The following is a 21,645-nucleotide window of genomic DNA, read 5'->3' as shown; positions in this document are numbered from 1 at the left end:
GATATTATGAAGATTCAGATTAAGAGACCTGACATTAAAGGTACATTTCATAAATTAAAAAATATGAACAAGGAAGATGTGAAGGCATACTGGAAGGCGAGAAAGGAACGGCGCGCCATGATCATAGAACAGCGGCGCAACAGTGCTTTTGCGAGGAAGATGAAGCCGGTGTATAAGTTTATGAACCGGTTTTCTCTCCTGTTCCACGCGCTTCTTGCCTGTGTGCTCAACATTGTGATCGAGGCCATATCAAGGCATTCGCTGTTTGAAGCATTGGATTATATGACAGGCACGCCGATGGTATTTTTGTACAATGCATTTATGATATTCATTACATTTTCCATTGTATATCTGTTCAGGAGAAGAGTATTTGTCAGGATCTTGATCAGCGTATTCTGGCTGATCCTCGGTGTAGCGAACGGATATATGCTGCTCAAGAGAGTCACGCCGTTCAACGCGCAGGATTTGAAGGTGGCAAAGGACGGTCTGAGTCTTATCAACAATTACTTTAACGGATTTGAACTTATTGTTCTTGCCATCGGTATCGTGTCGGTCGTCATATGGGTCGTGTCCATGTGGAAGCGCGGCGGGCAGTTTGAAGGAAAGGTACACCATGTGTGGGCATTGCTCGGTATAATTGTATGCTTCGCGGCATATGGGCTCTTTTCCAATCTTGCGGTAGAGAAAAGAGTCGTGTCCACCTACTTTGGAAATATAGCGTTTGCATACGAAGATTACGGCCTTCCATACTGCTTTATGGCCAGCGTGTTCAATACAGGCATCACGGAACCTAATGACTATAATAAGAAAACAATAGAGAAAATCAGCAACAACGGCGAGATCACGAAAATGAGACCGGGCGTTCCGAGGATGAACTTCCGAACATAATTTTTATCCAGCTGGAATCTTATTTTGATGTGGCGGAGGCAGAATTTTTCACCACTTCCGAGGATGCCAGTCCAAACCTTCATGAGATGTATAAGAAATATTCATCCGGTTACTTCAAGGTACCTTCCGTTGGTGCCGGAACTGCAAACACAGAGTTTGAAGTGCTGACAGGTATGAATCTCAGGTATTTTGGGCCGGGAGAGTATCCGTACAAGACCGTGCTGAAGAACCAGACAGCTGAGAGCCGCCACAGCTCTGGCCGCCCTCGGTTATGGGGCGCATGCCCTGCACAACAACGGGGAAATTTCTACAGCCGGGCAAATGTATTTAACAACATTGGATTTGACAGCTTTACGAGTAAGGAATTCATGAATATACTCCAGACAACAGAGAATGGCTGGGCAAAGGATGATATCCTCATCCAGCATATTATCGACGCCATGAATACGACGGAGCAGAGGGATTTTGTATTTGGTGTCAGCGTGCAGGGACACGGGGATTATCCGGAGGAGCAGATCATAGAAAACCCGAAGATTAAAGTGGAGGGCATTGAGGACGAGGGCCTGAAGAATAAATGGGAATACTATGTGAACCAGGTCTATGAGATGGACAAATTTGCCGGCGACCTTGTGAAAACGCTTGAGGAAAGAGGAGAGCCGACGGTAGTTGTATTTACGGCGACCACCTGCCGACTATGGGGCTGAAAGCCGAGGATCTGAAAAGCCGGTATCTGTACAATACGAACTATGTGATCTGGGACAATATCGGACTTCAGAAAGAAGACCGCAACATACCGTCCTATCAGATCATGGCGGATGTATTTGACCGTCTTGATATCCATTCCGGTACGGTGTTCAACTATCACCAGGAACGGAGAAAGACAAAGAACTACCTGTCTGACCTGGAACTTCTGCAGTATGATATCCTGTATGGCAAGCAATACGTTTATAACGGGAAGGAGCCGATCACAGAGGGACATATGCAGATGGGCGTTAAAGATGTCACGCTGACAAATGTAGTGAAGCATCTGAACGAGGGCTGCAGTCTGTACGGTGAGAACTTTACGAGGCACAGCAAGATATTCATAAACGGGGAGAAGCAGAAGAGTACATTTCTGAACAATACCCGTATCGATCTGCCTGAGACAGTGCCGGAGGACGGAGACGTTATCACAGTTGTGCAGATGGGGTCCAGCAATACGCCGTTCCGCACCTCCAATGAATACGTTTACCAGGACGGTACACTGACGGTGAGGAAGGGACTGGAACAGACCCGGAGAAATCCTGGACAGAGCAGACAGACAGTTCAGAAGAATAAGGGTGAGCACAGTGAATTATGAACAGGCGGCAGCTTATATAGAAGAATTACCGAAATTTACAAAAAAGCATACACTTGACCATACCCGTGAATTCCTTAAAGGCTCGGGAATCCGGGAAGGACCGGAAGATCATCCATGTGGCCGGGACGAACGGGAAAGGGTCGGTGTGTGCATATATACAGGCGATACTGATGGCGGAGGGAAAAGACAGGGTTCTTTACATCCCTCATCTTGTATCCATAAACGAGCGGATACGGGTGGACAATGTGCCTGTGGACGATGAAGCCTTTCTCGGCGTGTTCTGTCAGGTCATGGAGGCGGTGGAAGGAATGAAGAAAGATGGGATTGCCCATCCGTCCTATTTTGAGTTCCTGTACGGAATGGCAATGAAAGCATTTGCGGCGGCGGATGTGGAGTACATCGTACTTGAGACTGGACTTGGCGGAAGACTGGATGCGACGAATTCTGCCGGTCATCCGTGCCTTACTGTTATCACCTCCATCAGTCTGGATCATACGGACATCCTCGGGGATACAATTGAGAAGATCGCGGCGGAAAAGGCGGGGATCATCAAGGAGGGTGTGCCGCTGATCTTCGACGGAAACAGCCGTGCTGCTTCAAATATTCTGCGAAAGACGGCAGAAGAGAAGAACGCACCCTGTAGAGAAATCTCGAAAAATGCGTACGAAATCCTGGAAGTTGGACGTAAATCTATTGCTTTTGCAGGTCGAATGCGTATGATAAAGATGTTACATGGAAGATGCCGGTGTGTGGTATCTATCAGGTTATGAATGCAGTGCTTGCGCTGGAAGCGGCAGAATATCTTTTCCGATCAACACGTCAGCAGGAGAAATGGCAGAAAGCGCTTGCCTCTGTAAAGTGGCAGGGGCGGATGGAAGAAGCCGCGCCCCATGTGACGATCGACGGGGCTCACAATCCCGGCTGAGGAGGCATTTGCAGAGACGGTGCGGGTGCTGGAAGAAGGGAAAACTGCCAGGCCAGTCATCGTATTTTCAGCGGTGGAAGATAAGAACTATGAACAGATGATATCCTGTCTGTGCGGCAGTCTGGACGCATCAGCCTATATTGTCACAGAGATTGAAGATAAACGCAGAGTGCCGGCTCTGGAATTGGGACAGGTATTTGAAAAATATACGGATAAAAAAGTGATCATAAAAAAAGAGTTGAGGGATGCCCTTGACGCGGCCCGGGATATGAGAGGGGAAGGTGAGATATACTGTCTTGGCTCTCTGTATCTGGCGGGCATGGTAAAAAAAGTTGTTGGCGGAGGCGAGGAACATGCTTGATTTTGAAGAAGAATTGAAGAAATTTCAGCCCAGTGTGGAAGTGGAAGATATAGAGGATGCCGTTTATCAGGAAGATTTGACTGATATGACAGATATACTGAAGGAAATGATAGAACAGACGAAGTAGAAGAAGGGTTACAAAGATATATGGATTATTCAATGAAACTCTTATACCAGTCCAATTATTGGTATAACGACGGACTTAAAAAGCCAATATCCGGGATTTATCCGGCGCGATAACATCCTTAAGGCGCAGCTTACAATATAATAGAGCCAACATTGCGGCCCGGAATCTTCTCGGTCTTGTATATTACGGCAGGGGAGATATCGGTGAGGCTCTGGTGGAGTGGATACTGAGCAAGAATTTTCAGTCTCATGAAAATATTTCTAATTACTATATCCAGAAGCTTCAGGAGACGCCGGGGAACTTGATGGGCTGAACCAGGCAATAAAGAAGTTTAATCAGGCCCTTGGATATGCCCGGCAGAACGGGAGGATCTTGCGATCATACAGCTTAAGAAAGTGGTTGCCGCCCACCCGACATTTGTGAAGGCATATCAGCTTCTCGCGCTGCTGTATCTCCAGACGGAGCAGTATTCCAAGGCGAGGCAGTGCCTGAGGATCGCCCACAAGCTGGATACGACGGATGACATCACGCTCAGGTATATGCATGAGCTGAATCAGGTGCGCAAATCAAAAAACGCGCGGATCAAAGAAAAGGATGCAGAGGAACAGCAGCAGACTGTCACTTACAATATTGGAAATGAAACGATCATCCAGCCTGTGTCATCGAGTTTTAAAGAGCATACAGGACTGCATACGGTTGTGAACATAGCGATCGGTGTGTTGGTAGGTGTTGCAGTCATGTGGTTTATGATCATGCCTGCGATCAATGCCTCCAGGCAGGATAAGCTCAATAAGCAGACCGTGGCTTTCAGCGATCAGATAGCAACGCAGAAGGCACAGATAAGCGCGTTGAAGAAAGAGCTTGAGGATTACCGCTCCACGAGCGAAGAGACAGAGAACGCCAAAGCGACAGCGACTTCCACTCAGGAGAGTTATGAGATCGTTATGAACATATCAAAGCATTACAGTGCAAAAGATATGAGTGACGATGCCATGCTGGATGAGCTTCTGAAAGTGAACGCAGAGTCTCTCGGAACAGTAGGGCGGGAACGCTTTGACGAGATAACGGGAGAACTATATCCGAAGATGTGTGAGAACCTGTATTCCACATCAAAGAATAACTTTGAAGTTGCCAACTATGACACTGCGATCAGTAATCTCGAAAGAGTAATGCAGATGGATGAGGGATATTCTGACGGCGGCGTAAACTGCTGCTCGCCCAGTCCTATGAAAAGAAAGGCGATCAGGATAAGGCGAATATCGAGTACCAGAAGATTATCGAAGATTATCCGAATACCGAGGCGGCAGCCAGCGCACAGGAAGCTGGATGCACAGAAAGCCGGCGGGGATAAGAAAGACGACAGTCAAACTGAATAAGGAAAAACAGGGTTACAGAAGATAAAGGATATGCAATTAGATTGCATGTCCTTTTTGTGACCGTGGAGGGGTTGGGGACGGAGGTTTTTAAATTTCCTCCGTCCCCAATTAAAAAATTCCTGTCCCCAATTGTATTTGCCCTGTCCCTATATAAAACGTAGAAAAGAGGAGGAGTAACATGAAGTATGAAGTGCAGGAGAATTGTCTTACCATATTCCTGCCGACAGAACTGGACCATCACAATGCAGAGAGCATCAGGCGCGAGGCTGACCATTTGATCGAAAAGAACCATATCCGTTATGTGATTTTGATTTTGCGGATACAGTTTTCTGCGACAGTTCGGGGATTGGCGTGATTATGGGACGCTACAAGCGAATCTATATGTTAGAGGAGAGGTGTGTGCAGTCCACACCAATGAAAGAATGAAAAAATATTGACGATGTCCGGAGCAACAAAATTATGAAGATATATGAGGAGGATAAGTAGATGGAAAATACGAATGAAATGCAGTTAATCTTTGACAGCCGTTCATCTAATGAATCATTTGCCAGGGTCACGGTAGCGGCGTTTATGACCTCGCTGAATCCGACAGTGGAAGAGGTATCGGATGTGAAGACTGCCGTGTCGGAGGCAGTAACAAACGCTATTATCCATGGGTATGAAAATGAAGTACATAATATTTATATCCGATGCAGAACAGAAGGAAAGACGCTGTATCTGGAGATCGAGGACAAGGAAAAGGATCCCGGATGTAGAAAAGGCCATGGAACCGCTTTTACCACAAAGCCGGAACTGGACCGCTCGGGTATGGGCTTTTCATTTATGGAAGCCTTCATGGACCATCTCGATGTTGTATCTGAACCAGGAAAAGGAACGACCGTAAAATGGAAAAACTATTGGTAAAGGACGTAAGGTATGGACCACACAATCGCTTTGATCAAGAAATCTCACCAGGGGATGAAAAGCGAGAGCACAGTTAGTAGAGGAAAATGCAGGACTTGTATGGTGCATTGTAAAACGTTTTACAATCAGGGCTGAAGCGGAGGATTTGTTTCAAGTCGGAAATATAGGGCTCCTGAAAGCGATCGATAAATTTGATATGTCTTATGAAGTCAAGTTCTCGACCTATGCGGTTCCGATGATATCAGGGAAATAAAACGTTTCCTCAGAGACGACGGCATGATAAAGGTGAGCCGTTCATTAAAGGAGCTTTCCTACAAGGCATATCTCTGCCAGGAAAAGCTTCAGGAAGCACTGGGGAGAGAACCGACCATCACGGAGATAGCGGAATATCTCGAGGTTGACAGGGAAGAACTCACGATGGCGCTGGACGCAAGCGGAGACATTGAGTCGCTTCACAAACCGATCTACCAGAAAGAGGGACAGGAGATCCGTCTTATGGACAAGCTGCCGGAAAAGGAAGGCGGAGAGGAGAAGATTCTGAATCATATGTTGCTTCAGCAGCTGCTGGAATATCTGAACAAAGATGAACGACAGCTTATCTATCTGCGGTATTTTGCCAACCAGACGCAGTCGCAGGTAGGTCAGGAACTTGGTATATCCCAGGTACAGGTATCGCGTCTGGAAAAGAAAATTTTAAAACGTCTGCGAGAAAGAATATAAAAGCATACCCGCGTATATTTTCCTGAAATATATCCATACTAACCCACAAAAGAAGTATAAGGAGGGTGTCAGTATGGATGAGGCCAGGAAAAACTCCGGGTATGCTTGATTTGTGTTGTTGCAGCAGCCGTGATCATCGGCTGTATCTATTATTTTAATGATGTAAGAAGCAAAAGCGATGTCAGCGAGGGTACTTTGATCATGACTGAAATGGAAAGCAGGGTGTAGGCATGGCGGCAAACAGCGAGACAGTATATATAAAAGCAGACAGAAACGTGGAAGTTACCAAACCAGACGTTACGCTTGGCGATGTTCTGACCATGGAGTGTTCCAACCCTTCGGTCGTCCCGAAGCTTAATACGCTGAAGCTTCTGAAGTTTCATCACACAGATAAGAAAAATCAGAACAGAGTAGCAATATCTATCTTAAAGGTCATAGAAATTATCCATGAACAGTTCCCGAACATGGATATACAGAATCTCGGTGAACAGGATTTTATCGTAACGTATGAACAGCAGCAGACGGCCGGAGGACTAGTACATCTTCTGAAGGCGGCTTGTGTGATCGTCATTACGTTCATAGGTGCCGCATTTTCTATTATGGCCTTTAACAATGACGTTGATACGGTCAAACTATTTTCCCAGATATATGAGCTTGTGACAGGTCAGAAGTCAGATGGCTTTACGGTACTTGAACTTACGTACTGTATTGGAATTATTATAGGTATACTCATATTCTTTAATCACTTTGGAAAGAAGAAATTCACCGTAGATCCGACTCCAATGGAAGTAGAGATGCGTCTGTATGAAAATGATATTCAGACGACATTGATAGAAACATATTCCAGAAAGGGCAAAGAGCAGGATGTGGGCAGCACAAATACTTCTGGCACTCATCGGACTTAGCGCCGGTGTAGTCGTTGCGGGCGGTCTGTTTTCCTTTATCATCGGACTTGGAGTCGTGTCCGATTTTGCAGACCGGACGCATACGGGCGAGCATGTCCTGCTGTATGAGGATTGTGTGGCACTTGGCGGGATGCTCGGAAATATATTTTTATTTATAAAATAGCCATACCGCATGGTGGTTTTTGCTGCCTGTATTTGGCTTGGTCGCAGGTATATTTGTAGGCTGCTGGTCTATGGCTGGCAGAAATATTAAACGTATTCCCTATCTTTATCCGCCGGGTAAAATTATTGAGATATATCCCGTATCTGATAGCCGGGATGGCGCTGGGCAAAGGAATCGGCGCACTCATTTTCTTTATAAACCGATGGTAAAGGGGACAGGACAAAATGAATCGGGGATAGGGCAGTGAGTGGTTGGGGACGGGGTTTTTAAAACCCCGTCCCCAACCACTGCAGCCGAAGATATCCCCAAAAGGAGGAATTATTTGGATAAGCAAAACAGCAGCAGGCGTATGAAAACTACGTAAAACAGAAAACTCCGATGCACAACTTACCGGCCAATATGGCAAAGGCTTTTGTCGTGGGAGGTATTATCTGTGTGATCAGGCGATTCTGAACTATTGTGAGAAGGCGGGGCTTGATAAGGATACGAGCCGGCTGGACGTCTCTCATTCTCATTCTGCTCAGCGTATTGCTGACCGGGTTTAATCTGTATCCGAGCATTGCAAAATGGGGAGGCGCGGGGCGCTTGTGCCTATCACCGGATTTGCCAATTCCGTGGCGGCGCCTGCGATAGAGTATAAGAAGAAGGACAGGTCATGAGGATCGGCTGTAAGATATTTACGATCGCAGGGCCGGTCATCCTGTACGGTATATTCACGAGTTGGCTCATCGGGCTTGGATACTGGGTTTTAAAGCTGGCAGATATCGTCAAATAGATTTTTCGTGATAGACAACATATTCCCGCTTCTTACCGCATAAGGTTGTACTAGGACAGGAAGTACAGGCCTGTTAAATTCCGTTTTAAGGGGTTAATGTGGATAAGGAGAGGGAATATTATGTTTGAAAACAAAACAGTGAGGGAGACCTGCGAGGAACTGCAGACGGATTCCGAGTACGGGCTGTCTTATACGGAAGCGGCCCAGCGTCTGCAGGACAACGGTGCAAATGAGCTTAAGTCTGCAAAGAAGAAAACAAAGGTAGAATCTTTCTTCGAGCAGCTTAATGACCCGCTCATCTATGTTCTGCTGGCCGCGGCGGCAGTTTCTATTTTGCTTCAGGAAGTCAGCGACGCTATCATTATCATTGTAGTAGTGCTGATGAATGCCTTTGTCGGCATCATACAAGAGGGAAAGGCTCAAAAAGCGCTTGACTCTCTGAAGAAACTTACAAGTCCGAGAGCGGTCGTGATCCGGGAAGGAAAAGAGCAGGAAGTACAGGCATCCTCCCTCGTACCAGGAGATATTGTATGTCTGGACGCTGGCTGTCAGATACCTGCGGACTTAAGACTTGTCAAGGCGAATAATCTGAAAGTAGAGGAATCTGCACTGACAGGTGAGTCGCTACCAATTGAAAAAAATGTGGATTTTATAGCGGGAAAAGGAATGGGGCGTGGATACAAAGCCTCCTCCGTTCCCCTCGGCGACCGGAAAAATATGGCGTATATGTCTACGATAGTGACAAACGGGCGGGGGCTTGGCATAGTTACGGCAACAGGGATGAACACGGAGATCGGTAAAATTGCCGCGCTCATCAATGACAGTCAGGAAGAGATAACGCCTCTGCAGAAACGGCTCGGAGAGCTTGGTAAGATGCTGAGCATACTTTCACTTGGTCTGTGCGCCGCATTATTTTTTATAGCGGTACTGCAGCACCGCAATATGGCAGAAATGCTCATCACAGCTATTTCACTTGCGGTGGCGGCCGTGCCGGAAGGGCTTCCCGCCGTAGTTACTATCTGTCTTGCGCTCAGCGTGACGCGGATGGTCAAAGTACATACGATCGTGAGAAGGCTGCCTTCCGTGGAGACGCTCGGTGCCGTCAGTGTAGTCTGCTCAGACAAGACAGGGACACTGACACAGAACAGGATGACGGTAGAAGGGTGTTATATTGACGAGAAGATCGTAGACAGCAGTGAACTGAAATTGAGGGAACACAGTGAACTGCTGCAAGGAATGACTCTGTGTAATGACGCGGTCCAAAAAGACGGCAGCAGCATTGGAGACCCTACAGAGCTTGCACTTTTGAATCTGGCCGGGCAATATGGTATCCGCAGAGAGACATTAGAGCGGGAGATGCCGAGAAAAAAAGAACTGCCCTTTGATTCCGAACGAAAAATGATGTCCACCATGCATAAAAATGGTTCAACAAATATCACCTACACAAAGGGCGCCCCGGATGTAGTTCTGAAAAGATGCAGCCGTATACTCATACGGGGCAAGGTAACGGCGATGACAGATACACACAGGAGGCAGATCCAGGAGGCGATCGAAAAAATGTCCTCACAGGCGCTGAGAACGCTTGCAGTGGCCATGCGGACCGGCGGCAATGCGCCGGTGGAGCGGGAACTTACTTTTGTCGGGATGGTCGGCATGAGAGACCCGGCCAGGCCAGAGGCAAAGGGGGCCGTTGCCAGATTCAGGCAGGCCGGTGTCACAACTGTTATGATCACCGGGGATCATGTAGATACCGCATTTGCAATTGCCAGACAGCTCGGCATAGTAGAGCGTCAGGAGCAGTGCATGACAGGGGAAGAGATCCAGAGTCTGCCGGATGAGAAATTTTTGAGGAAATTAGACGATGTCCGTGTATTTGCCCGTGTGTCGCCTGAGCATAAAGTCCGTATCGTAAAAGGATTTAAGACAAAAGGAAATATTGTTGCCATGACCGGTGACGGAGTGAATGATGCGCCGTCGCTTAAATCAGCAGACGTAGGCATCGCAATGGGGATGACCGGGACGGATGTGGCAAGGCAGGCGTCAGACATCATTTTGACGGACGATAATTTTGCCACGATCGAAAAGGCAATAGAAGAAGGCAGAGGTGTGTACGAGAATATCCGCAAAACAGTCATATTTCTTCTCTCCTCCAATCTTGGGGAAATCATGACAATGTTCCTGGCCGTACTCTGTGATATAGCATCACCGCTTAAGTCAAGTCATATACTCTGGATCAACCTGATCACAGACTCTCTGCCTGCGCTGGCTCTCGGTGTTGATGAAAATGACGGCGACAGCCTGATGGAAGAGCCGCCGAGAAAGCCGAAGGAAAGCCTTTTTGCCAGAGGAGGACTGGCGTGTACCTGTTTCTACGGACTTCTCATCGCCGGAATCAGCCTGACTGCATTTTTTACAGTCCCTTATGAACTGATCATGAGTAAAGGCGCTTCCTTTTCCATCAGCAACATTGCGCTTGCGCTTCAGAACAGTGACATACTCATGCGTGCACAGACATACGCATTTACAGTGCTCGGAATGTCACAGCTGTTCCACGCGGTCGGAATGAGAGATATTCACAAGTCCGTATTCCGGATGAACCATTTTGAAAATAAATGGATGATCGCCGCTTTCGTCTTGGGGTTTGTACTTCAAATCTCCGTTACAGAAGTACCGGTTCTTATCAAAGCATTCGGGACAGTCCATCTGGAGTTCCACGAGTGGCTCAGACTTACAATACTGGCTGCATTTCCGATACTGGCCCATGAGTTTATGGTGTTTTTGCAAAAGCCGGAAAAAGATGTATGTAATCAGGTGAAAATGGAAAGCATAAGAATCGATAGGTAATCCTATCGGTTCTTTTATGTAATTAAGGAATAGTAAGATAGGAAGGTAAACTAGGATGATTCAGGGATTACAAAGTATTGCATTTGAAAATTCGCCTTATATTGTCGAAAGTGCATCCGTTGTCGGAAAAAAAGAGGGAGAAGGCCCGCTTGGCAGTATGTTCGATATGGTGGAAGAAAATGACCTCTTCGGTGAAGATACATGGGAGGCCGCGGAGAGCACGATGCAGAAACAGGCCTGTGTTCTTGCTCTTGGCAAGGCGCATATGGAAGCGGGAGAAATAAGGTATCTGTTTGGAGGAGACCTCCTGAGGCAGGGAGTGGCGACTTCCATGGGGGTTGAGGAACTCAACATACCGATGTTCGGTCTCTACGGAGCCTGCTCCACATCAGGAGAAGCCATTGCACTTGCATCCATGAGCGTCGCTGCGGGATATGGCGACAATATGCTGGCAGTAACGTCCAGTCATTTTGGAAGTGCGGAAAAAGAATTCCGTTTTCCCCTCGGATACGCTAATCAGAGACCACTTTCCGCGCACTGGACAGTAACGGGCAGCGGAGCATTCGTAGTGGGAACAAAACGCAGCCACGTAAGGGTGACTGGCATAACTGTAGGAAAGATAGTGGATTACGGACTGAAAGATTCACAGAACATGGGAGCATGCATGGCTCCGGCGGCCTGTGACACGATACTGAGAAACCTGGAAGATTTCGGACGTACGCCGGACGACTACAACCGCATCGTCACGGGAGATTTGGGTTATGTAGGCCAAAGCATCCTGTTCGACCTTATGAGGGGAAAAAATGTTGATATAAAGAAGAATCATATGGACTGCGGAATGACAATCTATGATCAGAAAACACAGGACACCCACGCCGGGGGGAGCGGCTGCGGGTGTGCGGCGGTCACACTTTCATCTTATATACTGCCAAAACTTGCGCGGGGGGAATGGAAGCGCATTCTCTTTGTACCGACAGGAGCGCTCATGTCCACGGTAAGCTTCAACGAAGGCGAAAGCGTGCCGGGGATCGCACACGGTATCGTGCTGGAACACTGCTGATCAGGGACACGGCAAAATAAAAAAGGGACAGGGAGAATTTAGTTTGGGACGGGGTATTTTTAAAATACCCCCGTCCCCGATTTATCGATTCGCCCCGTCCCCAATTCACACAAGGAGGTAGGATATGGATTATGTTAATGCATTCTGGATTGGGGGTCTGATCTGTGCTCTTGTGCAGATCCTGCTGGACAGGACGAAACTGATGCCGGGCCGCATCATGGTGCTGCTCGTATGCTCGGGCGCGGTGCTCGGAGCGCTTCAGATATATGAGCCTTTTCTTAAGTTTGCCGGCGCGGGCGCAAGTGTACCGCTGCTCGGTTTTGGAAATGTGCTCTGGAAGGGTGTCAAGGAGGCGGTAGACAGCCACGGGTTCATCGGCATCTTCATGGGAGGATTCAAGGCCAGTGCAGTGGGAATCTCCGCGGCTCTCATCTTTGGATATCTGGCATCTTTGATATTCGAGCCAAAAATGAAAAAGTAAAAAATCTTGTTGTTTTCTCCTTATGATAATGGTATTGTAAAAATGATGGTTTAAAAGGATATGGGTACATTAGGAGGAAATCAATGGACTACGTAAATATTATCATTCCCTTTGTCGGCGGTCTCGGCATGTTCATCTACGGAATGCAGATAATGGCACAGGGCCTGGAAAATGCAGCGGGAAACAAGATGAAGTCTCTGCTGGAGGTATTGACAAAAAACAAGCTGATGGGAGTTCTGCTCGGCGCGGCGATCACGGCGGTGATACAGAGCTCTTCGGCCACGACAGTCATGGTCGTAGGTTTTGTAAACGCAGGTATCATGAACCTGAGTCAGGCAATGGGCGTTATCATGGGGGCCAACGTAGGTACGACAGTGACCGGTTGGCTCGTGTCCTCTGTAGAGTGGGCGGAATTTTTAAGCCCGTCAAAGCTCGCGCCGATCGCGGTCATGCTCGGTGTGGTCATCATGCTCATTGGAAAAAGACGCTCCTCAAAGGAAATAGCTAGTATTATCGTAGGCTTTGGTCTGCTGTTCATCGGTATAACGACCATGTCTTCTGCGGTCGCACCGCTTCAGGATTCCGAGAGTTTCCGAAATATATTTGTGACACTTGGCAGCAGCCCGATCCTTGGCATATTGGCCGGCGCGCTCGTCACGGCGGTCATCCAGAGTTCATCCGCCTCTGTCGGTATCCTGCAGAGTCTTGCGGCGGCAGGGCTCGTGCCGTTCAGCGCGGCAATATACATCATAATGGGGCAGAACATCGGAACATGCGTGACTGCCATGCTTTCCAGTATGGGGGCAAAGAAGAATGCGAAGACAGCAGCTCTTATGCATCTGCTGTTTAATATAATCGGCACAGTGATATTCAGCGTGATCGCCATCATATACTTTGAGGTGCTGAATCCATCTGCAGGTACGGGAGTGATCACTCAGACAGAGATAAGTATGGTGCATACGGCATTCAATATCGGAACCACAGTGCTTCTGTTCCCAATGTCCAACTGGATCATCAGGCTGGCCAAGAAGATCGGAAGGGTGGAAGAGGCTGAGCAGGACAAGAGCAAAGTTCTTCTGGACGACCGTATTCTGGAAACACCTGTCATAGCACTTCAGTCAACCGTAAAGGAAGTCGCGCGTATGGGCAGGATAGTGGAAGACTCACTGGATGTGGCAAGAAATGTTCTGTTTACGAAAAGCCATGACGATATCCAGTTTTTGAAAGACGAAGAATCCACGGTGGACAGGCTGAGCGCAGGGATCACCGCATATTCCATTAAACTAAGTTCCCTTCAGATCAGCGAGAGGGAGCATCAGGATGTGGCCCATCTGCTACAGATGGTATCAGATATAGAAAGAATCAGCGATTATTGTGAAAATATATCCGAGTTCGCTGAGACACTTTACGAGAAAAAAGTGACCTTTTCCGATATCGGAAAAGAACAGCTGGAAGAGATGCTGGATGTGTGTATTGACAGTTACAAATACGCACTGCGGGCATTTGTGGAAGGAAGCAGGGAAATGGCCCTGAAGGTGATCGAAAAAGAGACAAAGGCAGATGATCTGGAGATCACACTCCGAAGCAGACATATCAAACGGCTGACGAACAACCAGTGTAATACAGAGGCAGGAATCGTTTTCCTGGACACGCTCGTCTGTCTGGAACGTATCTCGGACCACGCCAGAAATATTGCAGAAGAAGTATTAGAGCAGATCGCATAATATATAAAGCCCGCCGGATTGACAAAGCCGGCGGGCTTGAATTTACGGTGCGGACGGTACAGATCATCTGGCGTCAAACACCTGGATATCCCCGTCTTCGGAGCTTACCTTCACGGTTTTTCCAGATGAGTTAGCCACACGGCACTGACTTCCGTCGTCCCCGTATATCACATCATATTGCGGCACTTGAATACTGCCGTATTCTGTTGAAAGGTCCAGATCATATTCTTTGACCGTACTGGATAGACCGAGAAAAACATCCCCGTATTCACTGTCGATCTCCAGCCTGTCGGAAGAGAGACTGTCTGCCGTAAAGTCACCGTCGGTTAAGCCGGCTTCAAGATAAGCGCACTTTGCATCTTGAAGCGCGATATCACCGTATTCATTGGAAAGCTTTAATTCATCCACTTTTATCCCTTTACTGGAAAAAGAACCATCCTCAAGCTCCGCAAAGAGTCTTCTGCCTTCAAAATCTTTCACAGTTATGTCCCCGTAGTCTGATTCAAGGTCCAGCGTATCTGACTTTAAGGCCGGCAGCAGAATGTCGCCGTCTTCTGTCAGTATCTTTATCGTGTCAAATACCGCATTCTCCGGGATATAAAGCTTTACATAGCTGTCGGTAAAATCGTCTGACATCGGAGAAATAAATGTAAAGTTGAAAATGCGTTTGTAATCGGCTTCTCTTACTGTCAGCCGTCCGTCTTTGACAGTACATACCGGATCCTTTGTCCCGTCCAGACAGTATTCGATTTTGAAAGTATCAGATGGAATGATCTGGAAGTCAGCATAATCCAGGTCTATGTCAATATCGGTAAATTCCTGCAGTTCTTTCTCGTTTTTGACGTAGTTGCGTTTTCCGCCGTTTTCTGCCGCAGAATGGATTCCGCTGCCGTCGATATAGAAGCCGGGGCGGCCCCCCAGCATCAATCCAAGTATCAGTATCACGATCCCCGCTCCGACGCAGAGAAAAGATATCAACCATATTCTTCTCTTATTTTTCATGTCTGTTTCCTCCCTTAGCGATCCTTCCGAATAGTTTTGTCATTGTATTTAGGAACCATCTGCAAAGTGTGATGCAGCCGATGATGACCCAGATACCGATGCCTGCGCCGATGAGCCCTGCGCCTATCGTAGCGATCCCGCTGGCGGGTGAGGTAAAGAGGAACCATATGCCGGCCATAACAGCAGGAACAGACGAAGCTGCAAATGCCAGAGCAGTACAGAACACTGCAAATATAAGTGATACGATCACGAGGATAAAAGCCAGGCCCAACGCCGCGGCCGCAAATGCAAGCGGAAGCCCTACAGGCGCCGCAAAGACGGCCAGAATACCCACCCATACGGCGGAGAAACTTCTCTTAACATTCTTCGTCGGTTTTTCAGCGTTCTCCACGGCGAAATCCCGGATGATCTGGTCTGCGGCCATCGCGGGCGACCCAAGATCTTCGATTGCCTGTTTCTCATTATCCGGCCCTGCCTCCTCAAAATATTCTTCAAAATAGCTGATGGCCCGGTCATAGTCCTCTTTTGGAAGCCGCTTAAGGCCATGCTCCAGGCTCTTCATGTAATCTGCCCTATTCAATGTTCATACCTCCCTTAACTATATCGTCGACTGCATTTTTATACAGTGACCATTCCTCGCTGAGCATTTCAAAAGTCTGTCTTCCTTCGTCTGTAATCCTGTAGTATTTCCGGTTTCTGCCCTGGTAGGGCTGGTCGTAAGCTGTCAGATACCGCTGTTCCTGAAGCCTGCGCAGGACCGGGTACAGTGTGGAGTCCTTTGTGTTTGAAACCTGCTTTATCACCTGGCTTATCTGGTATCCGTAGGAGTCTTCCTTTTCTACTACCGCGAGGACAAGCAAGTCAAACATTGGTGTATTCATTGGGAATATCATTTCCTCACCCTTTCTATATGTTTTTTATAAGCATATTATATGACGTATAATATATAATGTCAATATATATATTTTGAAAAAGCATATAAAATCATCATACTTAAGAAAAACTTCAGAATTTCCTATGGTAAGTCTTTCCTTTTATATTGTAGACTATAGAGTAGAATAGGAGGGACATATGGCAAAGGTAATTGAGGTAAGGGATTTGTACAAATTATACCGGGTAGGAGATGAGATTGTACGTGCTCTTGACGGCCTTGATTTCAGTATCTATGAAGGAGAGTTCTGCGCCATCGTCGGCACGTCAGGTTCCGGAAAGTCGACATTGCTTAACATGCTGGCGGGACTTGAAAAGCCCACAAAAGGCAGCGTCGTGATCGGCGGACAGCATATCGAGACGCTGAATGAAGAACAGCTCGTAAAGTTCCGCCGCGAAAATGTAGGGTTTATCTTCCAGTCATTTCATCTTCTCGGTACATTGAATGCTCTGGAAAATGTGGCGCTTCCGTTAAGTTTCCGGGGAATGTCCAAGGAAAAGAGACTGAAAAAGGCAGATGAGATGCTCGACCTGGTCAAGCTGAAAAAACACAAGAATCACAGACCTAACCAGATGTCGGGCGGGCAGCAGCAGCGGGTCGGGGTGGCGAGGGCGCTCGTGGTGGACCCGAAGATCATATTTGCCGACGAGCCGACCGGGAATCTGGATTCCCACACATCCGAGGAGGTCATGAGCCTTATGCAGCAGGTCGTGCGGGAGCAGAAAAAGACGCTTGTGATGGTGACGCACGATTCCCATCTGGCGACATACGCTGACCGGATCTTTCATATAAGAGACGGAAATATTATAAACATAGAAGAAAACAGAAGAAAAGAAACTGTTGAGGGAGGATTATCATTATGAAGACAATAAAGAAACTGCTGGCCGCGCTGATCGTATCCGCCGTAACGGCTTCCACATTTCTGCCGTTTCCGGCGAAAGCTGCGGGTGATCAGATAACATTGGAGACGTCGGGGGTTCTGACTTACCAGTATCAGAAGCCGCAGAAGTTTGTAGTGAATGTGAAAAATAATACTGATTCGGAGATCAAGAATATTGTTGTGTCTCCTGATATGAAAGATGATGTCAGCCAGTGGCCGTTTAAGACAGAAGCACAGAAATATACGGCCAAAATAGATGCGTTGGCTGCAAAGGAGACGAAACCGGTTGAATTCAACTTTACCGAGCGGGACGATGTGCCAAGCACACGTTACACGCTGCTGTTTAACTTTACGGCAGACGGCGGCATTTCAGGAAGCCAGTCTTTTTATGTACTGACAACGGCTAAGCCTGAGGATAAGAAAAATAATTCCGGACAGGACGAACAGCGTCGGCCGGCTCAGGTGCAGACCAGCTCCGGCAGCGGGGAAGGGGTTCCGGCATCTGCCGATGCGGGCGGATTCAGCAACGGGGGCGCATCCTACAGCGGCGGCGGAGAAGAAGGTTCCGGCAGCACCGGGTCTGTTCCGAGAGTGATAGTGACGGGTTTTGACACAGACCCTGCGGAGGTGCGGGCAGGCAGCAACTTTAAGCTGACGGTGCATTTGAAAAATACATCCAAGGCGACACGTGTGAGCAATATGCTTTTTGATTTGAAGGCTCCTACAGAAGGCGCGGATGAGCAGACAACGTCACCGGCCTTTCTTCCGTCCTCCGGCTCCAGTTCTATCTATCTGGACGGCATAAAGGCCGGCGGCGCTGCGGATATAACGATCCAGCTCAATGCCAAGGCTGATCTGCTCCAGAAGCCGTACAGCATAGACCTGAGCATGAAATACGAAGACGGAAATGCAGCGCAGATAGAAGGCGCGTCCAGCATCTCCATACCGGTGAAGCAGGATGCCAGGTTTGAATTCAGTGAATTTGAGATCAGCCCGGAGACGATCACGGTCGGAGAAGAGGCAAATGTTATGTGCAGTCTGTACAATCTGGGCAGAATAAAGCTGTATAACGTAAAAGCTTCCTTTGAGGGCAAATGCGTCAAAAAGGCGGAGACATTTATAGGGAATGTGGAATCCGGAGCAACCGCCTCCATAGACGCCACGCTGGAAGGGACAAAAGAGAGCGCAGGCAGTGAAAAAGTGACGATGACGCTGAGTTATGAAGATGAGGCGGGAAAGGTCTCTACCATGACAAAGGACCTTCAGATCGAGGTCGGTCCTGAAGGGATGAATGATATGCCGGCGGCAGAGATGGAAGAGACAGAGCAGGGGGGCTTGCCTGTTATTCCGATCGCCATCGCGGTCATCATTGTGGCAGCGGCAGCGGCGGCAGTCATTATCATAAAGAAAAAGAAGAAAAAACAGATGGCGGATAAAGAGGAGGAATTGCTGAATGAATTGGATGGACCTTCTGAGGATGAGCGGGAGTAACCTCAAAAGAAGAAAGCTCAGGACGTTTCTGACTGTTCTCGGAGTCGTCATCGGTACAGCATCCATTGTAGTAATGATTTCTCTTGGACTTGGAATGCAGCAGTCGTTATATAAAGAAGTAGAGCAGTCAGGGGGCCTCACGACCATAACCGTAACGGGAAAAGACGCGGGGCAGTCTATGATGGCCTATTCCGGACAGGAAAATTCTGACGAATCTACCCAGTATGTGACAGACCGGACGATAAAGCAGCTTTCAGAGCTGGGGCATGTAACGACGGCCGCCCCTGTATATGAAATGTCGGTGATCATGCTTAAGGGAAAATACGAGGCGTACATACAGCTTGTCGGTATGACCCCGGAGGGGCTCAAGGCCAAGAACATTGAACTCGGCGAAGGAAGCCTTCCGAAGCAGGGAGGAAGCCAGCTTGATATACTGTACGGCAATACAGTGATAACTAACTTTTCGGAAAGAAATTCCCAGAGCAGTTATTGGGATACGGGAGAACTGCCGGAAATTGATCTTATGAAAGACTCCGTGTTCCTTATTCTGGATCAGGACGGCTACTTCAGGAGCCAGGAACAGTCTTTTGGAAATTCGGACAGCGGTGGAAATGAATCCGGGGGACCCGGTGAAAGCCAGCCGTCCCAGCCGGTCAAGAAACATGCTGTTACGGCGAGCGGTATTGTTGCCGGCGGTCCGGATGATTATAATGCCAACGCTTACAGCGCCTTTTGTGATCTGGAGACATTGAAAAAGGTGCTGAAAAAAGATTTTTCCGGAAGAACTGTGCCCGGGCAGCCTACGACTAAATCAGGCAAACCGTACAAAGAATTCTGCTATACATCGGCACAGGTGAAAGTGGATGATATAGACAAGGTAGAAGAAGTATCGTCCATCATACGCGAGATGGGATACAATACACAGACAAATGCAGAGTATCTGGACAGCATGAAAAGCCAGTTTGCCATCGTGCAGGCTGTACTTGGAGGAATCGGCGCGGTATCACTTCTTGTCGCGGCGATCGGAATCGCCAACACGATGATGATGTCAATCTATGAGCGCACGAAAGAGATAGGCGTTATAAAAGTGCTCGGGTGCAGTCTGAAGAATATAAAGCAGATGTTTCTGTTGGAAGCGGCATTCATTGGCCTGATCGGCGGATTGGTGGGAAATATACTGAGTTTTATCATGTCCGGAATCATCAACTTTCTCACCGGAAACGGTTCGGCTATGGGGATCGACGGAAATATATCATACATTCCGTGGTGGCTCGTTCTGCTCTCCATGGGCTTTGCAGTATTCGTAGGTGTAGCCGCAGGATATTTCCCGTCGCTGCGGGCCATGAGGCTAAGTCCGCTGGCAGCGATACGAAGCGAATAAAAACAGTCGGACATATGATAAGGGTCAGACGCTGTTATCAGCATCTGACCCTGTTTTTGTCTGTTGCTATTCTTCAATGACATGGATCTCCAGGTAGTCAAAATCTATGGAATCTACAAAATTGTCCTGATAAAATCTCGCTTTGTCATGTCTTCTGAATTCTTCAACCGTAGCGTCAAACCAGATCGGCTTGCTCAAGTCAAATTCGTAGCAGATGGCGTCGAGAGCGCTGAATATCTTATGTGTGCGGGTATCATCGCTGTCATCACAGATGACAGTATCCCGCAGCATCTTATTATCTTTAAATTCTTTTCCCCATAATCGGAACATGGAAAGGCCCCTCCTTTGTCTTGTAAATCTGTTCAATGCCGGTAAACTTGAGTATAGCACCGGAAGATAAAAATGTAAATGCCGATACGGTATAATAATGACAGACAGAAAAAGCTGCCTGCCAAGAAATCCGGACAGCCTCCAGCCGGCAGTATCTGAGAAGTTAACAACTCGTATAAGGCCGCGCTGCCTGTGCTTGATATGATGCGGATAATCCGATACAATGAAGAGTAAGTCAGATGAAAACAAGCGGAGCGGATAAAGGAACTGCGATATGATTTTACCCTGCCGCAGGAAGGAGGGCAACAGAATGGATGACAAAGGCACAGTCCTTCTTGTGGAGGATGACAAAGCGATCATGCGCACGAACCGGCGCATACTGGAACGAGACGGCTTTAGGGTGCTGTGCGCCCAGACTCTGGCACAGGCGCGCACACAGCTCAAGAGCCAGCCAGATGTGCTGGTGCTGGATATCATGCTGCCGGATGGCAGCGGTCTGGATTTCTGTGGAGAGATTCGCAGGCATACTGCCGCCCCGGTGCTGTTCTTGACGGCGCTGGATGAACAGCATGAGGTTATCAAAGGGCTGAAGTCCGGCGGAAACGACTATATCACAAAGCCCTACAGTGTGGATGAATTTGCAGCGCGGGTCAGCGCGCAGTATGACCTTGCCCGGAGGGTCCGGCAAAGTGCCGGGCGGGAACACCTGCTGACTTGCGGCGCCCTGGAGCTGGATGTGATTGCCCAGCGTGCCTATATGTCCAGCCAGGATATGCTGCTGACGCAAAAGGAATTTGCGCTGCTTATGTATCTCATGCAAAACAGGAGTAAAGACACCAGCCCACAGCTGCTCTATGAAACAGTGTGGCGTCAGCCAATGGCAGATGATGACAGCGCAGTGAAAAACACAGTCTATCGTCTGCGCAAGAAGCTGGAAGGCTCCGGCTACACCATCACGACCCGCAGGGGCGAGGGTTACCGTTTTGAAGAGGTACTATAGGCACAGAAAAAAGCCGAAGGTCACAAAATTGCGACCTTC

23 protein-coding genes and 4 pseudogenes are annotated in these 21,645 nt (G+C 48.1%); 23 read left to right on the top strand and 4 right to left on the bottom strand.

Annotated features, from left to right (window positions below; all coding sequences use genetic code 11):
• Positions 1-6: 6 nt before the first annotated feature.
• The 19 genes and pseudogenes from LAJLEIBI_RS14340 (at position 7) to LAJLEIBI_RS14270 (ending at position 14,591) form a co-directional block, all read left to right on the top strand.
• Positions 7-888 (top strand): hypothetical protein, encoded by an 882-nt coding sequence (locus LAJLEIBI_RS14340; protein ID WP_149301931.1) that lies wholly within the window; start codon positions 7-9, stop codon positions 886-888.
• 29 nt (positions 889-917) lie between these two features.
• Complete coding sequence (locus LAJLEIBI_RS14335) at positions 918-1,592, top strand: sulfatase-like hydrolase/transferase (protein ID WP_170254070.1); 675 nt, start codon at positions 918-920, stop codon at positions 1,590-1,592.
• Entirely contained in the window at positions 1,583-2,227 is a 645-nt protein-coding gene (locus LAJLEIBI_RS14330; RefSeq protein ID WP_149301929.1) for a hypothetical protein, read from the top strand. The genes LAJLEIBI_RS14335 and LAJLEIBI_RS14330 overlap by 10 nt, the downstream gene beginning before the upstream one ends.
• A gap of 65 nt (positions 2,228-2,292) precedes the next feature.
• The gene (locus LAJLEIBI_RS19815; RefSeq protein WP_330580739.1) at positions 2,293-2,997 is read left to right on the top strand and encodes a bifunctional folylpolyglutamate synthase/dihydrofolate synthase; all 705 of its coding nucleotides are present in this window, start codon (positions 2,293-2,295) and stop codon (positions 2,995-2,997) included.
• On the top strand, positions 2,994-3,152 hold the full coding sequence (locus LAJLEIBI_RS19810) for a hypothetical protein (RefSeq protein ID WP_330580738.1): 159 nt from the start codon (positions 2,994-2,996) through the stop codon (positions 3,150-3,152). Before LAJLEIBI_RS19815 ends, LAJLEIBI_RS19810 begins: the two co-directional genes overlap by 4 nt.
• Before the next feature lie 19 nt (positions 3,153-3,171).
• Positions 3,172-3,513 (top strand): hypothetical protein, encoded by a 342-nt coding sequence (locus tag LAJLEIBI_RS19805; RefSeq protein ID WP_330580737.1) that lies wholly within the window; start codon positions 3,172-3,174, stop codon positions 3,511-3,513.
• Entirely contained in the window at positions 3,506-3,640 is a 135-nt protein-coding gene (locus LAJLEIBI_RS18725) for a hypothetical protein (RefSeq protein WP_006442847.1), read from the top strand. The genes LAJLEIBI_RS19805 and LAJLEIBI_RS18725 overlap by 8 nt, the downstream gene beginning before the upstream one ends.
• A 419-nt stretch (positions 3,641-4,059) precedes the next feature.
• Positions 4,060-5,016: a hypothetical protein gene (locus LAJLEIBI_RS19915; protein ID WP_330580736.1), complete on the top strand. Its 957-nt coding sequence runs from the start codon at positions 4,060-4,062 to the stop codon at positions 5,014-5,016.
• A gap of 178 nt (positions 5,017-5,194) precedes the next feature.
• A pseudogene (locus tag LAJLEIBI_RS19530) lies at positions 5,195-5,502 on the top strand (STAS domain-containing protein).
• Positions 5,503-5,919: an anti-sigma F factor gene (gene spoIIAB, locus LAJLEIBI_RS14310; RefSeq protein ID WP_149301928.1), complete on the top strand. Its 417-nt coding sequence runs from the start codon at positions 5,503-5,505 to the stop codon at positions 5,917-5,919.
• Positions 5,920-5,931: 12 nt separating this feature from the next.
• Positions 5,932-6,639: pseudogene (locus LAJLEIBI_RS19525) on the top strand (SigB/SigF/SigG family RNA polymerase sigma factor).
• A gap of 105 nt (positions 6,640-6,744) precedes the next feature.
• On the top strand, positions 6,745-6,867 hold the full coding sequence (locus tag LAJLEIBI_RS18720; RefSeq protein WP_279232010.1) for a hypothetical protein: 123 nt from the start codon (positions 6,745-6,747) through the stop codon (positions 6,865-6,867).
• Positions 6,868-6,869: 2 nt separating this feature from the next.
• Positions 6,870-7,544 (top strand): stage V sporulation protein AA, encoded by a 675-nt coding sequence (locus LAJLEIBI_RS14300; protein ID WP_006442840.1) that lies wholly within the window; start codon positions 6,870-6,872, stop codon positions 7,542-7,544.
• Positions 7,504-7,916: pseudogene (locus LAJLEIBI_RS19520) on the top strand (stage V sporulation protein AB). The gene LAJLEIBI_RS14300 and the pseudogene LAJLEIBI_RS19520 overlap by 41 nt, the downstream one beginning before the upstream one ends.
• Positions 7,917-8,085: 169 nt before the next feature.
• Positions 8,086-8,482: pseudogene (locus LAJLEIBI_RS19515) on the top strand (SpoVA/SpoVAEb family sporulation membrane protein).
• Between the two features lie 120 nt (positions 8,483-8,602).
• Entirely contained in the window at positions 8,603-11,326 is a 2,724-nt protein-coding gene (locus LAJLEIBI_RS14285; RefSeq protein WP_050765500.1) for a cation-translocating P-type ATPase, read from the top strand.
• Positions 11,327-11,381: 55 nt separating this feature from the next.
• Positions 11,382-12,386, top strand: coding sequence for a stage V sporulation protein AD (locus tag LAJLEIBI_RS14280; protein ID WP_006442836.1), 1,005 nt, complete (start codon positions 11,382-11,384; stop codon positions 12,384-12,386).
• Positions 12,387-12,510: 124 nt separating this feature from the next.
• Positions 12,511-12,867: a stage V sporulation protein AE gene (gene spoVAE, locus LAJLEIBI_RS14275; protein WP_006442835.1), complete on the top strand. Its 357-nt coding sequence runs from the start codon at positions 12,511-12,513 to the stop codon at positions 12,865-12,867.
• 83 nt (positions 12,868-12,950) lie between these two features.
• Positions 12,951-14,591 carry a Na/Pi cotransporter family protein gene (locus LAJLEIBI_RS14270; protein ID WP_006442834.1) on the top strand — a complete coding sequence of 547 codons (1,641 nt, stop codon included), beginning with the start codon at positions 12,951-12,953 and terminating at the stop codon, positions 14,589-14,591.
• Between the two features lie 63 nt (positions 14,592-14,654).
• Here the strand turns inward: LAJLEIBI_RS14270 and LAJLEIBI_RS14265 are convergent, their stop codons facing one another.
• Genes LAJLEIBI_RS14265 through LAJLEIBI_RS14255 form a run of 3 tightly spaced genes read right to left on the bottom strand, consistent with a single transcriptional unit; the run spans position 14,655 to position 16,486 of the window.
• On the bottom strand, positions 14,655-15,593 hold the full coding sequence (locus LAJLEIBI_RS14265; RefSeq protein WP_006442833.1) for a DUF4097 family beta strand repeat-containing protein: 939 nt from the start codon (positions 15,591-15,593) through the stop codon (positions 14,655-14,657).
• On the bottom strand, positions 15,583-16,173 hold the full coding sequence (locus LAJLEIBI_RS14260; protein WP_040434928.1) for a DUF1700 domain-containing protein: 591 nt from the start codon (positions 16,171-16,173) through the stop codon (positions 15,583-15,585). The genes LAJLEIBI_RS14265 and LAJLEIBI_RS14260 overlap by 11 nt, the downstream gene beginning before the upstream one ends.
• A complete protein-coding gene (locus LAJLEIBI_RS14255) occupies positions 16,166-16,486 on the bottom strand; it encodes a PadR family transcriptional regulator (RefSeq protein WP_006442831.1) in 321 nt (106 codons plus the stop codon). Before LAJLEIBI_RS14255 ends, LAJLEIBI_RS14260 begins: the two co-directional genes overlap by 8 nt.
• A 178-nt stretch (positions 16,487-16,664) precedes the next feature.
• On the opposite strand from LAJLEIBI_RS14255, the gene LAJLEIBI_RS14250 reads away from it, so the two are divergent.
• Genes LAJLEIBI_RS14250 through LAJLEIBI_RS14240 form a run of 3 tightly spaced genes read left to right on the top strand, consistent with a single transcriptional unit; the run spans position 16,665 to position 20,276 of the window.
• Entirely contained in the window at positions 16,665-17,387 is a 723-nt protein-coding gene (locus LAJLEIBI_RS14250; RefSeq protein WP_006442830.1) for an ABC transporter ATP-binding protein, read from the top strand.
• Positions 17,384-18,895, top strand: a complete 1,512-nt coding sequence (locus LAJLEIBI_RS14245) for a COG1361 S-layer family protein (RefSeq protein ID WP_006442829.1) — start codon at positions 17,384-17,386, stop codon at positions 18,893-18,895. The genes LAJLEIBI_RS14250 and LAJLEIBI_RS14245 overlap by 4 nt, the downstream gene beginning before the upstream one ends.
• Complete coding sequence (locus LAJLEIBI_RS14240) at positions 18,858-20,276, top strand: ABC transporter permease (RefSeq protein ID WP_040434926.1); 1,419 nt, start codon at positions 18,858-18,860, stop codon at positions 20,274-20,276. The genes LAJLEIBI_RS14245 and LAJLEIBI_RS14240 overlap by 38 nt, the downstream gene beginning before the upstream one ends.
• A gap of 66 nt (positions 20,277-20,342) precedes the next feature.
• Here LAJLEIBI_RS14240 and LAJLEIBI_RS14235 read toward each other — a convergent pair whose 3' ends face one another.
• A complete protein-coding gene (locus LAJLEIBI_RS14235; protein ID WP_006442827.1) occupies positions 20,343-20,606 on the bottom strand; it encodes a hypothetical protein in 264 nt (87 codons plus the stop codon).
• A gap of 310 nt (positions 20,607-20,916) precedes the next feature.
• On the opposite strand from LAJLEIBI_RS14235, the gene LAJLEIBI_RS14230 reads away from it, so the two are divergent.
• Complete coding sequence (locus LAJLEIBI_RS14230) at positions 20,917-21,606, top strand: response regulator transcription factor (RefSeq protein WP_040434923.1); 690 nt, start codon at positions 20,917-20,919, stop codon at positions 21,604-21,606.
• The last annotated feature ends 39 nt before the right edge of the window (positions 21,607-21,645 follow it).

Source organism: [Clostridium] hylemonae DSM 15053, assembly GCF_008281175.1.
GTDB lineage: Bacteria > Bacillota > Clostridia > Lachnospirales > Lachnospiraceae > Extibacter > Extibacter hylemonae.
The sequence above is the reverse complement of the archived record's forward strand: the minus strand, read 5'-3'. Positions and strand labels throughout refer to the sequence as shown.

Bases quoted from the DNA above. Each gene is read 5' to 3' on its own strand.
- spoIIAB (WP_149301928.1), top strand. From the start codon at position 5,503: ATGGAAAATACGAATGAAATGCAGTTAATCTTTGACAGCCGTTCATCT.
- LAJLEIBI_RS14235 (WP_006442827.1), bottom strand. From the start codon at position 20,606: ATGTTCCGATTATGGGGAAAAGAATTTAAAGATAATAAGATGCTGCGG.
- LAJLEIBI_RS14230 (WP_040434923.1), top strand. From the start codon at position 20,917: ATGGATGACAAAGGCACAGTCCTTCTTGTGGAGGATGACAAAGCGATC.
- LAJLEIBI_RS18725 (WP_006442847.1), top strand. From the start codon at position 3,506: ATGCTTGATTTTGAAGAAGAATTGAAGAAATTTCAGCCCAGTGTGGAA.
- LAJLEIBI_RS14285 (WP_050765500.1), top strand. From the start codon at position 8,603: ATGTTTGAAAACAAAACAGTGAGGGAGACCTGCGAGGAACTGCAGACG.
- LAJLEIBI_RS14245 (WP_006442829.1), top strand. From the start codon at position 17,384: ATGAAGACAATAAAGAAACTGCTGGCCGCGCTGATCGTATCCGCCGTA.
- spoVAE (WP_006442835.1), top strand. From the start codon at position 12,511: ATGGATTATGTTAATGCATTCTGGATTGGGGGTCTGATCTGTGCTCTT.
- LAJLEIBI_RS14270 (WP_006442834.1), top strand. From the start codon at position 12,951: ATGGACTACGTAAATATTATCATTCCCTTTGTCGGCGGTCTCGGCATG.
- LAJLEIBI_RS14280 (WP_006442836.1), top strand. From the start codon at position 11,382: ATGATTCAGGGATTACAAAGTATTGCATTTGAAAATTCGCCTTATATT.
- LAJLEIBI_RS14300 (WP_006442840.1), top strand. From the start codon at position 6,870: ATGGCGGCAAACAGCGAGACAGTATATATAAAAGCAGACAGAAACGTG.
- LAJLEIBI_RS14240 (WP_040434926.1), top strand. From the start codon at position 18,858: ATGAATTGGATGGACCTTCTGAGGATGAGCGGGAGTAACCTCAAAAGA.
- LAJLEIBI_RS14330 (WP_149301929.1), top strand. From the start codon at position 1,583: ATGGGGCTGAAAGCCGAGGATCTGAAAAGCCGGTATCTGTACAATACG.
- LAJLEIBI_RS14265 (WP_006442833.1), bottom strand. From the start codon at position 15,593: ATGAAAAATAAGAGAAGAATATGGTTGATATCTTTTCTCTGCGTCGGA.
- LAJLEIBI_RS14255 (WP_006442831.1), bottom strand. From the start codon at position 16,486: ATGATATTCCCAATGAATACACCAATGTTTGACTTGCTTGTCCTCGCG.
- LAJLEIBI_RS19810 (WP_330580738.1), top strand. From the start codon at position 2,994: ATGAATGCAGTGCTTGCGCTGGAAGCGGCAGAATATCTTTTCCGATCA.
- LAJLEIBI_RS14250 (WP_006442830.1), top strand. From the start codon at position 16,665: ATGGCAAAGGTAATTGAGGTAAGGGATTTGTACAAATTATACCGGGTA.
- LAJLEIBI_RS14340 (WP_149301931.1), top strand. From the start codon at position 7: ATGAAGATTCAGATTAAGAGACCTGACATTAAAGGTACATTTCATAAA.